The sequence below is a fragment of the Blastococcus sp. SYSU DS0552 genome, from assembly GCF_054050815.1.
Genome location: NZ_JBJHAB010000030.1, coordinates 1 through 13,322 on the forward strand (window position 1 = coordinate 1; position 13,322 = coordinate 13,322).

Here is a 13,322-nt window from a genome sequence, read left to right on the forward strand (position 1 = left end):
GGCATGGACCACGGCGGTGGTCACGAGGGCATGGACCACGGCGGTGGTCACGAGGGCATGGACCACGGCGGTGGTCACGAGGGCATGGACCACGGCGGTGGTCACGAGGGCATGGACCACGGCGGTGGTCACGAGGGCATGGACCACGGCGGTGAGGTGGCCGGGCTCGCGATGGCCTCGACCGGCTCGGACAGGGACGGCCTGGAGCTCGACGTGCTCAAGGTGGCGCTCGGGCCGGTGCTGCCGGGCTGGCCGACCGGTCTGGTCCTACGGGCGGACCTGCAGGGTGACGTCCTGGCGTCCGCCGAGCTGACCTGGCTCGATGGCGGCGGCATCTTCCCCGTGGCGTCCCCGCCTCCGGACCCCCAGCGGGCGGCGCTGGACTGCCTCGCCCGGTTCCTCGATGTCGCCGGCTGGCCGACGGCCGCCCGCGACGCGCGCCGCGCCCGGGACGGACTGGCCACCCACGGGCCCGGTCACGAGGGAGCGCAACGGCTCGCCCAGGCCGTGGCGCGGCGGGTTCGCCGGTCGCGGACCCTGTCGTGGACGGCCGGTGGTATCGGGCAGATCGCGACGGAGCGCGGTTCCGATGAGGACGTCCTGGACCGCGTCCGGCGCTGGTGCGACATCGCGTCGGGGCAGCCGGTCGAGGAACCGCCCGCTCCCTCGCTGGAGGAGGTCGCGGCCCTGGTGGAGGGCGCGGAGGTCGGCAGCGCGCGCCTGACCGTGGCCAGCCTCGACCTCACCCCTGCGACCGCGGCGCCCGCTCCGGAGCACGCGCATGCCTGAGCCGAGCCTGGCGGAGGCGTGGGGGCTGGCGCCGGCGGTTCTCGGCGTCGTGGTGATCGGTCTGGTCCTGGGGCTCGTGGTGGCGGGGGTCGACCGCGCCGTTGTCTCCGGTGGGTCCGGGGCTGCAGTCGAGCCCATCCGCTCGAGCGCACGTCTGCTGATCGAACAGCGGAGGACCACGCTGGCGCCCGATGGGCTCCTGTGGCGGCTGGGCGGCGCGGCGGTGCCGGCCCTGGCGTTGCTGTCACTGGCCGTCGTCCCGATCGGCGGCCGCACGCTGTGGTCCACCAGCGCCGACCTCGTGTGGTTCAACGCCATGGAGGCGCTGCTGTGGGCGGCGGTGTGGCTGGTCGGCTGGGGTCCCAACGCCGTCCACGCCTTGACCGGCGGCTATCGCTTCCTCGCGCAGGGACTGGCCTACGAGCTCCCCCTGATGTTCGCGCTCATCACGGCCGGGCTGGCGGCCGGATCGCTGCGAACGACGGACATCCTCGCCGCTCAGCAGGACCTCTGGTTCGTGGTCACCATGCCGGTCGCCTTCATGGTGTTCGTGGGTAGCGGCGCGGCCTTCGCCTTCTGGGGGCCGTTCGCCGCGCCGGCCGCGGCCGACATCGCCGGCGGTGTCACCTCCGAGCTGTCCGGGGTGGACCGGCTGCTGGTGGAGGCCGGCCGCGCCGTCTTCCTCGGCGCCACCGCAGCCATGGCCGCCGCACTCTTCCTCGGCGGGGACTCGGGGCCCTGGCTGCCAGGCCCGCTGTGGCACCTGCTGAAGACCCTCGCCGTCATCGCCGCCCTGGTCTGGGTGGGAAGACGGCTCCCGGTGCTGCGACCCGACCGGACGGTGGAGGTGGGCTGGATGGTGCTCGTTCCGGCGACCCTGCTCCAGGCGCTGACCGTTGCCGTCCTGGTTCTCAACGGGTTCTACGCATGAGGAGAGGACGATGCTGACCGAGCTCTCCGGCTGGGAGATCACCGCCGTAGCCGCCCTCGGGGTCCTGTCGGTCGCCGCGGGGATCGCCGTCTTCGTCGTCGACTCGATGGCGCGGGCGACCTTCGCCCTGCTGGCATCGTTCCTCGCGGTGGCGGGGGTGTTGCTGGCCTTGGACCTGGTCTACCTGGCGGTCGTGACGGCGCTGATGATGACGATCGAGATGGCGATCATGGCGGTCTTCATGATCGCTTTCATGATGAACCCGGCCGGGCTCATGCCGATGACGATGGTGCACAACGCCAAGGGTTCGGCCGTCATGGGTGCAGGCGCGTTCGTCGTCCTCGCCGTCGGGATCTGGATGATCGACTGGCCGACGCGGAACCCGGCGCGCCCGGCCGACAGCACCCGGCAGCTCGGCGAGGCCATCATGGGCAGCCACATGCTGGTCATGCTCGTGATCGGGATTGCGCTGTTCGCCACGATCCTGGCCGGCACCGTCCTGGCCACCTCCCGCGGCCGCTACGACCGCTTTGGCGCCGACCTGGGCGCCGCACGGCCGGACGACCCGGTACCCGGGGGGCTGCCCCGGTGAGCGCCGAACTGGTCCTGCAGATCGTGCTGACCGTCGCCGCCGGCCTGATCGGGGTCGGGCTGTTCGGCGCGCTGTCCCAGCAGTCGATCGTCATGGTGATGATGGGCCTGGAGCTCGTGCTCAACGGCGTCCTGCTGGCCGGCGGCGCGGCCTGGTACTTCCTCGCACCCGAGCTGCCCGACGCCCAGGTGCTCGTCGTCGTCGCCCTGGTGGTGATGGCCGTGGAGATGGCGATGGGCTTCGCCGTCACCGTCGCCATCTACCGGGCCCGCCAGGTCGACATGACCGACATGGCCGCGGACCTGCGCGGATGAACGGCGCCCTGGTCGCCCTGGTCCTGCTCCCGGCCGTGTGTGGGTTGGCGCTGCTGATCACCGGACGGGCGGCCGACCACGTCGCCGGACCGGTCGCCGTCGCCGTCACCTGCGCTGGCGTCCTGCTCGCCGCCCTGGCGGCGGCCGGACGGCCGAGCGTCTCCATGCCGTTCCTGGGCATCGTCGACGGCGGGGACCTTCGGCTGGTGGTCGACGGCCTTGCCGCCGTGCTAGTGCTGCTGATCGCGGGAATCGCCCTGCTGGTGACCGTCTTCGCTCTGGCGGACCTGCGGGGGGATGCGGCCCGTGCCCGGTTCTTCGGATACCTCCTGCTGTTCGTCGCGGCGATGCTGGCCACGGTGACCGCGGCGACGCTGCCGGCGCTCCTGCTGGCCTGGGAGGTGATGGGTGCGACCTCTTTCGCGCTCATCGGGTTCCGGTGGGGGGAGGCGGGCAAGCTGGCCGCCGGTACGCGGGCCTTCCTGGCCACCCGGGCCGCTGACCTCGGGCTGTACGTCGCCGCCGGCGCCGCGCTGGCGGCCACGGGGAGCCTGGCGCTTGCAGACCTGGGCGCGGCCGACGGCGGCTGGGCGGACGTGGCCGCGGGTGGGGTGCTGGTCGCCGCGCTCGGCAAGTCCGCACAGCTGCCCTTCTCCGCCTGGCTGTCCGCTGCCATGCAAGGCCCCAGCCCGGTCAGCGCCCTGCTGCACTCGGCGACCATGGTGGCGGCCGGTGGGTACCTGCTGATCCGGCTGCAGCCATTGATGACCGCAACGGGCTGGGCGGCGACGGCGGCGGCGTGGGCGGGAGCCCTCACCGCGTTGCTGCTGGGTGCGGTGGCGGTGGCGCAGACCGACCTCAAGCAGCTGCTGGCGGCGAGCACCGCCGCGCAGATCGGTTTCGTCGTCCTCGCCGCCGGCGTGGGTGCCACGGCGGGCGGCACCGCCCAGCTGGTGGCGCACGCCGCGGTCAAGGCCGGACTGTTCGTCGCCGCCGGCGCGTGGCTCACCGCGCTGGGCACCAAGGACCTCGCCGATCTGCGGGGTGCGGCGCGGCGCTACCCGGGCGTCGGGGCAGCGGCCACCGTCGCCGCCCTCGCGCTGGCCGGCGTGCCGCCGCTGTCGTTGTGGGCCACCAAGGACGAGGTGCTCGCCGGGGTCGACGGGACGGCGCTGCACGTCGTCGGCCTCGCCGCCGCCGCGGTCTCAGCGGTCTACGCCGGCCGGATCCTGGCCGTCGTCCTCGCCCGGCCGGCGGGGGGTGAGGCCGTCGACACCGAGGAGCCCGGCACCCGCCGGATCCCGGTCCTGACCACCGCCGTCGCCGGTGTGCTGGCCGTGTTCGCCGCCGGGCTCGGGGTGCTCGCGCTGCCGGCGGTCGCCGAGGACCTGAAGGCGGTCCTCGATGCGGCGGGGGAGCCGTCTCCAGGGCTGGGGGAGCTGCTGTTCTCCGGGGCGCTGGCGCTCGTCGTCCTCGGGCTGACGGTCGTCGCTCTGCGCGCCCGTCCCGGGGTCGTGGATCAGCTCGTCCGGAGCCCGCTCGGGGTGTGGGCCGGGTTGGGCCGGTTGCTGTCGCCCCGGCCGGCGATGGCGCTGGCCCGGGCGCTGGCCCGCGTGGATGACCGGGTTCTCGACCGTGCGGTCATGGGGGTCGCGGCGGGCGGGCGCCGCCTCGCGACTCTGGCGGCTCGGGCCGATGACGGCGTCCTGGACGACGCGGTGTCCGGAGTGGCCACGGCGACACGACGGACCGCGGCCGAGTCCGCGCGGATCGACGCCGGACTGGTGGACGGCGCGGTCCGGGCGACGGCGAGGGCGTTCGGCCGCGCGGGCAGCGCCGCGCGTCGTCCTCAGACGGGGCTGCTGCACCAGTACTACGCCCAGGCCGTCGTCGGTCTGGGATTCCTGCTCGTCCTCCTGCTGGTGGTGAGGTAGCCGTGCTGCTGACCGTCGTGATCTTCCTGCCCCTGGTGGCCGCCGGCGTGCTCCTCGCGGCACGCGGCCTCGGTGGCCGGGCGGCGATCTCGGTGTGGGTGGCGGCCTCCGCCATCGACCTGGCGCTCGTCGGCTGGATGTGGTGGCGCTTCGAACCTGGCGACGGCGCCGCGGGTGTCGTCGACGGCCTGGCCTACGAGACCGACCTTCAGTGGATCCCCACGGTCGACGCCGGCTACCACGTCGGCGTCGACGGGCTGTCGCTGCCGCTGCTGGCCCTGACGGGGCTGCTCTTCCTGGCCTGCGCGGTCTACTCGCTGCGGGAGCCCGACCGGCCGCACACCTACGCGGCGCTGTTCCTGTTCCTGCAAACCGCCTGCCTGGGCACGTTCGCCGCGCTCGACCTCATCCTCTTCTTCGTCTTCTTCGACCTGACGATCGTCGGGATGTACTTCGTCATCGCCGGCTGGGGCCACGGCAACGCCCGGCGCAGTGCGCTGAAGTTCTTCCTCTACACCTTCGTCGGGTCGCTCGCGTTGCTCGTCGGCTTCATCGGGCTGTTCCTCGGCAGCGAGGAGCGCACCTTCGACATGGTCGCGCTGGCGGCGAACCCGCCGCTGGCCGACTCCCCGGTCGCCGGCGGCCTGGTGTTGCTGGCGATCGGGCTCGGGCTGGCGGTGAAGACGCCGCTGTTCCCGTTCCACACCTGGCTGCCCGACGCGCACACCGACGCCCCTGCGGCCGGGTCGGCCGTCCTCGCCGGCATCCTGCTCAAGCTCGGCACCTACGGCTTCGTGCGGATCGCCATGCCGATCCTGCCCGAGGCCTGGCAGCGGTGGGCGATGGTGGCCGTCGTGGTCGGCGTCATCAGCGTGCTGTGGGGTGCGTTCGTCGCGCTGGCGCAGACCAGCGTGAAGCGCATGATCGCCTACACCTCGGTCAATCACATGGGATACGTCCTGCTCGGCCTGGGGGCGGCCGGGCTGGTTGCCTCCGCCGACGAAGAGGCGCGCGCCGTGGCCACGGTCGGCGCGCTGTACCAGATGGTCAGCCACGGCCTCCTCACCGGAGCGTTGTTCCTGCTCAGCGGATGGCTGTGGTCCCGCGGGCAGAGCTACGACTTCGGTCGGTGGGGCGGACTGGCCCGTCCCGCCCCGGTGTTCGCCGCCTGCCTGGCGGTCGCGGCGTTCGGTTCGCTGGGTCTGCCGGGCTTCTCCGGGTTCATCGCCGAGTTCCAGGTGTTCACCGGGGCCCTGCAGGCCACGCCGGTGGCCACGGTGATCGCCGTCGTCGGCATCCTGGTCACCGCCGGGCTGTTCCTGCTCGCGCTGCAGCGGCTGCTCTCCGGCGACACCGTCGTCCCCGAAGCGGCGGACCCCGAGCCGGTGGGGGACGCCGACCATGCGGGGGAGCACCCGGGGGCGGGCGGTGCCACTGCGACCGCCACCGACGTCCGGACTGCAAGCCGGATCCGCGACCTGCGTGGCTCCGAGATGGTCTCCATCGTCCCGCTGCTGGCGCTCGCCGTGGTGCTGGGGCTGTTCCCCCGCGTCCTGCTCGACGTCCTCGAGCCGGCAGCCATGGCGGTGGTGGAGCTGGTGGCCCGGTGATGGGCATGTCCGGGGGCGGGGAGGCCTGGTCGGCGCTGCTGCCGGAGGCCATGCTGCTGCTGGGCGCGGTCGCCGGGCTGCTGCTGGGTCTGTGGACCCCACAGCAGCGGCAGTGGCGGGTGCGATTGCTGGTCACTGGGGCGTGCCTGGCCAGCACGGTCGCGGCTGCAGTCGCGTTGACCGATCCTGCCCAGCGGGTCTTCGAGGGCACCTGGGTCATCGACACCACCACCGGCGTCGTCCGCATCGTCGTCGCCCTCGGTGTGGCCGTCCTCGTGTGGCTGGCCGCCCCGTCGGTGGCCGGGCATCCCCGCGAGACCGAGGTCTACGTGCTGATGCTGCTCGGCGGGGTCGGTACCGTCGCGCTGGCGGCCAGCGGCGACCTGCTCCTGCTGGTGGCCGCCTACTTGCTGGCCAGCGTCCCGCTCTACGCGTTGGCGGGATTCGCCAAGGACGCCGCCGGCACCGAGGCGACGATGAAGTACTACCTCATGGGTGCCTTCGTCGGCGTGCTGCTCCTGGTCGGCGTGGCCGCGCTGGTGCTGGCCTCCGGCACCACCGGCTACCTCGCGCTGGCCACCGCCCTCCCGGAGGCATCCCCGGCGCTCCTGGCCGTCGGGGTCCTCGGCGTGCTGTCCGGGGTGGCCTTCAAGGCCGGGGCCGTCCCCGTCCACTTCTGGGTTCCTGACGTCACGGCCGGGACGACCTCCCCGATGGCCGCCTACATCACCACCATCCCGAAGATCGGTGCCGTCGCCGCCGCGTTCCGACTGGTCGCCGAGCCGTTCGCCGAGCTGCCCCTCGACGTTCCGCTGCTCGTGGCCGTCATCGCGGCGGCCAGCATGACGCTGGGCAACCTCGCCGCGTTCTCCCAGACCGACGTGCTGCGGCTGCTCGCCTACTCCACGGTCAGCCAGGTCGGCTACCTGTTCATGGTCGTCGCCGTGGCCGGCCGCACCGACCTCGCCATCCCCGCCCTGGCCGTCTACCTGGCCGGCTACGCCATCACCAACATCGGCGCCTTCGCCGCGATCGCCGCCGCGTCGGCCGCCCGCACGATCACCGACTGGGCCACGGCCATCGGGCCGCACCGCTGGCTGGTGGGAAGCCTCGTGGTCTGCCTGCTTGGTCTGGTCGGCACCCCACCGACGGCCATCTTCGTCGGCAAGCTCGCAGTCTTCGCTGCGGCCTGGGACGGCGGGCTGGCGTGGCTGGTCGTCGTAGCCGCGGTGAACACCGTCGCCAGCCTCTTCTACTACCTGCGCTGGATCGCTCCTGCGTTCGCCGGGGTGGCCGTCGCACCGGTCCCGGCGGAGGGCCCGTTGGGCAGTGGCCCCCGCACGGCGGCCGGAACGGCGCAGAAGGCCCGGGCCGCACCTGCGGTGATCCTCCACGCCGCCGCGGTCGGATCGGTGCTGCTCGGGCTCGGAGCCGGTGCGTGGCTCCGCCTCGCGTCCGGCGCGGGGTGAGGAGCCAACAGAGTTCCGAGAAAGTCCGGGCTAGTGGCCGAACCAGGGCCTCTCGGTGGCGCTGCAGACGCTCCGCCCGGCCAGGCGTAGCCCTCTCGCCCGGGGTCAGCTCGACAGCACCGGAAGGTACCGACACCCCCGCGGCTGCAGCAGGAGACGCCGGCCCGATCGGTCAGCTCGCCAAGCCATGACGAGCAGTCGAACCCCTGAGCGGAGATCCATCTTCGCCAGACCTTCGGCAGATTCCGAGGCCTATGGCGATGAGCAGGGCCGATGTTGCGACCGCAACCCGGCTTCCGACGACCCGGCTGGTGATGCGGCAGCAGTGTCCGCGGCCTGCGCACGTTCCGCAGTCGCCCCGTCACTGCCCCCGATCTGCCCCCCAGCGAAGGGGGCAGCGGCGTCCCGATTGCCGTCGCGGACGGCGCCGGAACGGGGGGGGGGGGGGGGGGGGGGGGGGGGGGGGGGGGGGGGGGGGGGCCGGCGGGGGGGGGCGGGGTCGGGGGCCCCCCCCCCCCCGCGGCCGGGTCCGCCGGCCTGCAGGTGGCGGCGGACGACCGGGCGGAGACGCGGATCTGGCTGCTCCCCCCTGAGGCAGGCAGCGGCATGGGGCCGCTGGTGATCCCGACCATCGGCGCTCTCCCACCCGGCGACGAGGACTGGTTCCTGCCCGGTGCTCCCACCGCCGGCGTTCCCCGGCCCGTACCGCCGGACCCCGGGGAGGCGGGACGGGCCGCGCCGCCGTCGCCGTCGCCGACCCAGACGCCGGAGCGATCCCACGACGACCCGGACGAGCCGCTCGACGAGGAACCCGCCGGCGCCCCGGTCCCCGCCGCCGTCGAGGCCACGCCCTCCCCCGGCCCCACGTCGGCCCCGTCCGTGTCCCCGGACCCGGCCTCCTCGTCACCGCTGCCCACCCCGGCACCCCTGACCACCCCAACATCGCCGGCGGTGCCGCCCCCCGGCGAGCCGCCCACCGAGACCCCCGCACCGCCGTCCACCGAGACCCCCGCAGCGCCGTCCGCCGAGCCACCACCCACCGGGACGCCCGAGCCACCACCCACGGAACCGCAGCCCACCGAGACCCCCGAGCCACCACCCACCGAGACCCCTGAGCCGGCCGTGGTCCTCGTGCCCGGTGCGCCGCTGGAGGTGCGGGATCCCGCGACGAGCGACCTGGTCCTCACCGTCACGGTGGAGGAGGTGCTGCCCGGCGTGAGCTGCGCCGACGCCGCCGTCGTCCCCAGCAACGGGTCGCTGGTCGCGGTCCGGATCACGGTGACCACCGGTGCCGACCTCTCCGCGTTGGGGAGCGAGCGCAGCGTGGCGGCCGGGGACTTCCACCTGGTCGGGGACGACGGCACGGTCGTCGCCGGCGGCTCCCCGGCCGGGGTGTGCGACACCGGCGCGGCGCCCTTCCCGGCGGCTCCGCTCGGACCGACCCAGGAGCTCACCGGCACGGTGGTGCTGGACGTGCCCGGGCTGTCGGGGACCGTGCTCTACCGCCCGGGATGGCTGGCCCTCGGAGACGAGTGACGACCGGGGGGCGGCGGGCGCCGCACTGCGGCAGGGTGGGGGCATGACGACGGAGCACGAGACGCCGCAGCCCCGCGACATCGCCCTGGAGCAGGAGTCGCCAGAGATGGCGGCATCCCTGGAGGAGCAGAGCGCGCCCCGCGAGGCCCCGCAGGGCGACGAGGGCGACGTCGAGGGCCACCCCTCCTAGGTGCGCCGGACGGCGGTCAGCTGCCGGGCCGGGATGCGGCCGGCCGCGACGTAGTACAGCGTCGTCCCCACCGCGAGCGGGGTGTCCCAGGGCGGGCTCACCGCGAGCCCGTCGGGGCCGCGCACCGCCAGCACGGTCGCGCCGAAGGCCTCGCCGAAGTGCCGCTGGCACTCGCCGAACGTCGCGTGCGGGAAGCCGGCCGGCACCGTCAGCGAGTAGGTGTTCCGCCCGCCGTGGGTCATCAGCTCGCTGTAGACCTGGGTGATGCCCGGGTCGGTGGCCTCCTCGGTGAGCAGGAACGGCATGTGCCACTGCACCGCCTGCACCCCGGCGCTGACGTAACGCAGCGTGTCCCACCGCCCGAGATCGCGCAGCGCCGCGACGAGGTGCACCCCCGGGTGGGCGTGTTCAGCGGCGACCGCGACGGCGAGCGTCTCGTTGTCGTCGCGGGCATCGATCACCACGGTCCGGGCCTGCGGCACGCAGGCCCGGCGCATGACGTCCTCGTGGGTGAGGTCGCCGCGGACGAAGTGCACCGCCGGCTGGTCGGGCATGGGGTTCTCCATGACGTCCTCCCAGGCGCACAGCGCGACCTGGGTCCGCCCCTCGGCGGTCAGCTCGGCGACGATCCGCTCGGTGCGCCCGGGCCAGTAGCCCAGCAGCACCACGTGGTCGGACAGGTCCAGGGGAACCACACCTCTCAGACGGCGGCCCCGCAACGACTGCAGGGCCTCGGACAGCCGGGTGAACAACAGGGTCAGGGTGACGATGCCGCCCACGATCACGTAGGCGCCGATGACCCGGCCGACGACGGAGCTGGGGAAGACGTCGCCGTAGCCCACGGTCGCGGCGGTGACGAGGAAGTACCACCAGTAGGTGCCCGGCGCGGTGATGTCGCTGCCCACGGGCTCGACCAGCGCCATCGCCAGCCAGCTGGAGAGGAAGACGAACACCGCGACCGCCAGCGGCAGCCGCCAGCCGGTCAGGCGCAGCCGGACGAACCGCGTGAAGCGGTGGAGGAGGAACGGCAACGGAGCTCCAGGGGCAGGGACCGGGACGACGCAAGCTACCGCGGCGCGCCCCGGGCAGTGCCGCACCGGACGACGGGCAGCATGCACCTGTTCGTCGTACGTTCGGGACCGTGACCGTCGACAGCCCTGACTTCTACGCCATCGATGACCTCCTCGAGCCGGAGGAGATCGAGATCCGCGACCGGGTCCGGGCCTTCTGCGAGGCAGAGGTCACCCCGCACATCAACGACTACTGGGAACGCGCGGAGTTTCCCTTCGAGATGGCGCAGAAGCTCGCCGGGCTCGGCGTCGTCGGCGGCACCATCGAGGGCTACGGCTGCCCCGGCATGAGCAACGTCGCCGCGGGCCTGGTCGCCGCGGAGCTGGCGCGCGCCGACGGCAGCATCGGCACCTTCAACGGCGTGCACAGCTTCCTGGCGATGCAGTCGATCGCCGTCCTCGGCGACGAGGAGCAGCGCGAGCGCTGGCTGCCCGAGATGGTGCGCCTCGAGAAGATCGGGGCGTTCGGCCTGACCGAGCCCAAGCACGGCTCCGACGCCGTGGGCCTGGAGACCTCGGCCCGCCGCGACGGCGACAGCTTCGTCCTGAACGGGCAGAAGAAGTGGATCGGCAACGGCTCGATCGCCGACTACGTCATCATCTGGGCGCGCGGCGAGGACGGGAAGGTCGGCGGTTACGTCGTCGAGAAGGGCGCGCCGGGCTACGAGGCGACGGTGATGACCGGCAAGACGGCGCTGCGCGCGGTGTGGCAGGCCGAGATCACCCTCACCGACGTCCGGGTTCCGGTCGAGAACAAGCTGGCCAACTGCCACTCGTTCAAGGACGTCTCCTCGATGCTCGACCGGACCCGCTACACGGTCGCCTGGCGGGCGCTCGGCCTGGCGACGGCCTCCTACGAGCTGGCCCTCGCCCACGCCCTGCAGCGCGAGCAGTTCGGGCAGCCCATCGCCGGCTTCCAGCTGGTGCAGGACAAGCTCGCCCGCATGCTGGCCGAGATCACGTCGATGCAGCTGATGTGCTGGCGGCTGTCGAAGCTCGCCGACGCCGGCCGGATGACGGCCGCCATGGCGTCGCTGGCGAAGATGAACCACGCGGCCAAGGCCCGGGCGATCGTCGCCGACGCGCGGGACATCCTCGGCGGTGACGGGATCCTGCTCGACCACCACGTCGCCCGTCACCACGCCGACATGGAGGCGATCTTCACCTTCGAGGGCACCGACTCGGTGCAGGCGCTGATCGTCGGCCGGGCGATCACCGGGCTGTCGGCGATCAGCGGCCGGAAGCCCGAGCAGCGCTGAGCCGGTCGGCCGGCTCCGGCCGACCAGGGGCCCGGAGTCAGCGGGCGGTGGTCAGCCGGCTGTCGACGGCGGTGAGGCGCGCGCACTCCGGGCAGCCGGTGCGGCCCACGCCGACGCGCTGCCACTTCTGCGTGCCCCAGACCTGGACGATGGCCCCGCAGACGGCCAGCTCCACCTCGCCGTCGAGCTCGGCCGGCGGGCGGTGGGCCTCCACGGCGTGCCACGGGTAGCTCGGTTCGGTGCGCGGCCCGCCGGACCAGCGGTCGGGACGGGCGAAACCCACGGCGTACGTGCTCACCTGCAACCAGTGCCCCACGTCACGGCCGGTCAATCACCACGATCGGGCGAAAGCGGCTCCCCGCCGACCGCCGTCGCCACCACGCTGCGCGACCGACCCGCCGGTGCCGCCGTCACCGGCGGTCACCCCGCCGGGGGACGGCGTTCGCGCGTTACCGTCGATGTCTCGCGCAGGAGGTGCACGTAGATGGATCCGATCAGCCTGCTGGTGGGCGCGGCGCTGCTCGGCGCCGGCTTCGTCGCCGGGCGACTGGGCCGGGGGCGGCGGAGCGCCCCGCCCGCACCGATGACCCCGCTCTGCGGCTGCGGGCACACGCTGAGCCAGCACGACACCGAGAGCAACACCTGCTACGCCGAGCTGCGGCGCGACACCTACGACAAGCGCGGTCGCTGGTCCGGTCACAGCTGGGTGCCGTGCACCTGCCGCCAGTACGTCGGCCCCCGGCCGATCGACGAGGTGTTCGTCCCGCGCGTGCTGCCGCCGAGCGACTGATCCCACCTCCGGCCGGGCATGCACCTCCGGTGAGCACCCCGTCCGGGCGCCCTCGGGGCACCCGCACCGACGACCTGCTGGCCCTCACCGAGCCGGCCCGCGCACTGGTCAGCGCCGGCGCGCTCGCGGCCGGGTCCCCGCTGCTCCGGTTCGCCCCGCGCGGCGACCCGCACCCGGTCGTCGTCCTACCGGGCTGGTTGGCCTCCGACACCTCCACCCGGACGCTGCGCCGCTGGATCGGCCGGCTGGGCCACCCCGTGGTCGGCTGGGACCTCGGCCGCAACCACGGGCCCCGGCCGGAGGTGGTGGACGGCGTCCGGGCGGTGGTGCAGCGGCTCGCCGACGAGCACGGCGGCCCGGTGAGCATCGTCGGTCAGAGCCTCGGTGGCATCTTCGCCCGTCGGCTGGCCGAGCGATCCCCGCAGCTGGTGCGGCAGGTGGTATCGCTCGGTTCCCCGGTCGCCGGGGTGCCCTCCCGGCCGCGCCGCGCCGCCGCGGGCGCCGGCATGTACCAGGAGTACCGGCGCCTGCGTGCGGTGCGGGACGTGCGCCCGGCCCCGGCGCTGCCGGTGCCCAGCACCTCGGTGTACTCGCGCTGGGACGGCGTCGTCGACTGGCACACCTGCCTGCAGCAGGAGGGGCCGATCAGCGAGAACGTCGCCGTGCACGCCAGCCACCTGGGCATGGGGGTGGACCCCGCCGTGCTGTGGGTGGTCGCCGACCGGCTGGCCCAGCCCCGCGGCGCCTGGCGGCCGTTCCGGCGCCCGACCCGTCTCGGACTGCGCGCCTTCTTCCCCGCCGGGTGAGCGACGGGGCGCGGGCGGGGCCAGGGGCAGTG

Annotated in this window: 14 protein-coding genes; 12 read left to right on the forward strand and 2 right to left on the reverse strand. The window is 73.9% G+C overall.

Annotation, left to right across the window (positions count from 1 at the left end; genetic code table 11):
* The 9 genes from ACI8AG_RS19720 to ACI8AG_RS19760 all read left to right on the forward strand — a co-directional run.
* Positions 1–789: hypothetical protein (locus ACI8AG_RS19720; RefSeq protein WP_456598375.1), on the forward strand; the 789-nt coding region annotated here is incomplete at its 5' end.
* Positions 782–1,720: an NADH-quinone oxidoreductase subunit H gene (locus ACI8AG_RS19725; protein WP_456598376.1), complete on the forward strand. Its 939-nt coding sequence runs from the start codon at positions 782–784 to the stop codon at positions 1,718–1,720. The genes ACI8AG_RS19720 and ACI8AG_RS19725, both read left to right, overlap by 8 nt.
* A 10-nt stretch (positions 1,721–1,730) precedes the next feature.
* A complete protein-coding gene (locus ACI8AG_RS19730; protein ID WP_456598377.1) occupies positions 1,731–2,312 on the forward strand; it encodes an NADH-quinone oxidoreductase subunit J in 582 nt (193 codons plus the stop codon).
* Complete coding sequence (locus ACI8AG_RS19735; RefSeq protein WP_456598378.1) at positions 2,309–2,626, forward strand: NADH-quinone oxidoreductase subunit NuoK; 318 nt, start codon at positions 2,309–2,311, stop codon at positions 2,624–2,626. The genes ACI8AG_RS19730 and ACI8AG_RS19735 overlap by 4 nt, the downstream gene beginning before the upstream one ends.
* A complete protein-coding gene (locus ACI8AG_RS19740; RefSeq protein ID WP_456598379.1) occupies positions 2,623–4,560 on the forward strand; it encodes a proton-conducting transporter transmembrane domain-containing protein in 1,938 nt (645 codons plus the stop codon). Before ACI8AG_RS19735 ends, ACI8AG_RS19740 begins: the two co-directional genes overlap by 4 nt.
* A 2-nt stretch (positions 4,561–4,562) precedes the next feature.
* Entirely contained in the window at positions 4,563–6,170 is a 1,608-nt protein-coding gene (locus ACI8AG_RS19745; RefSeq protein WP_456598380.1) for a complex I subunit 4 family protein, read from the forward strand.
* Positions 6,171–6,175: 5 nt separating this feature from the next.
* A complete protein-coding gene (locus ACI8AG_RS19750) occupies positions 6,176–7,639 on the forward strand; it encodes an NADH-quinone oxidoreductase subunit N (protein WP_456598381.1) in 1,464 nt (487 codons plus the stop codon).
* A gap of 606 nt (positions 7,640–8,245) precedes the next feature.
* Positions 8,246–9,175 carry a hypothetical protein gene (locus ACI8AG_RS19755; protein WP_456598382.1) on the forward strand — a complete coding sequence of 310 codons (930 nt, stop codon included), beginning with the start codon at positions 8,246–8,248 and terminating at the stop codon, positions 9,173–9,175.
* A 43-nt stretch (positions 9,176–9,218) separates the two neighbouring features.
* On the forward strand, positions 9,219–9,365 hold the full coding sequence (locus ACI8AG_RS19760) for a hypothetical protein (protein ID WP_456588966.1): 147 nt from the start codon (positions 9,219–9,221) through the stop codon (positions 9,363–9,365).
* Here ACI8AG_RS19760 and ACI8AG_RS19765 read toward each other — a convergent pair.
* Positions 9,362–10,396, reverse strand: a complete 1,035-nt coding sequence (locus ACI8AG_RS19765) for an ion channel (protein ID WP_456598383.1) — start codon at positions 10,394–10,396, stop codon at positions 9,362–9,364. The two genes, ACI8AG_RS19760 and ACI8AG_RS19765, sit on opposite strands and share 4 nt — an antisense overlap.
* 110 nt (positions 10,397–10,506) lie before the next feature.
* Here ACI8AG_RS19765 and ACI8AG_RS19770 point away from each other — a divergent pair, with 110 nt between their 5' ends.
* Positions 10,507–11,694 (forward strand): acyl-CoA dehydrogenase family protein, encoded by a 1,188-nt coding sequence (locus ACI8AG_RS19770; protein ID WP_456598384.1) that lies wholly within the window; start codon positions 10,507–10,509, stop codon positions 11,692–11,694.
* 37 nt (positions 11,695–11,731) lie between these two features.
* On the opposite strand, the gene ACI8AG_RS19775 is transcribed toward ACI8AG_RS19770, so the two are convergent.
* Positions 11,732–11,992 (reverse strand): hypothetical protein, encoded by a 261-nt coding sequence (locus tag ACI8AG_RS19775; protein ID WP_456588963.1) that lies wholly within the window; start codon positions 11,990–11,992, stop codon positions 11,732–11,734.
* Between the two features lie 186 nt (positions 11,993–12,178).
* Between ACI8AG_RS19775 and ACI8AG_RS19780 the strand changes: the two genes are divergently transcribed.
* Positions 12,179–12,484: a hypothetical protein gene (locus tag ACI8AG_RS19780; protein WP_456588962.1), complete on the forward strand. Its 306-nt coding sequence runs from the start codon at positions 12,179–12,181 to the stop codon at positions 12,482–12,484.
* 29 nt (positions 12,485–12,513) lie between these two features.
* Positions 12,514–13,290, forward strand: a complete 777-nt coding sequence (locus ACI8AG_RS19785; RefSeq protein ID WP_456598385.1) for an esterase/lipase family protein — start codon at positions 12,514–12,516, stop codon at positions 13,288–13,290.
* The last annotated feature ends 32 nt before the right edge of the window (positions 13,291–13,322 follow it).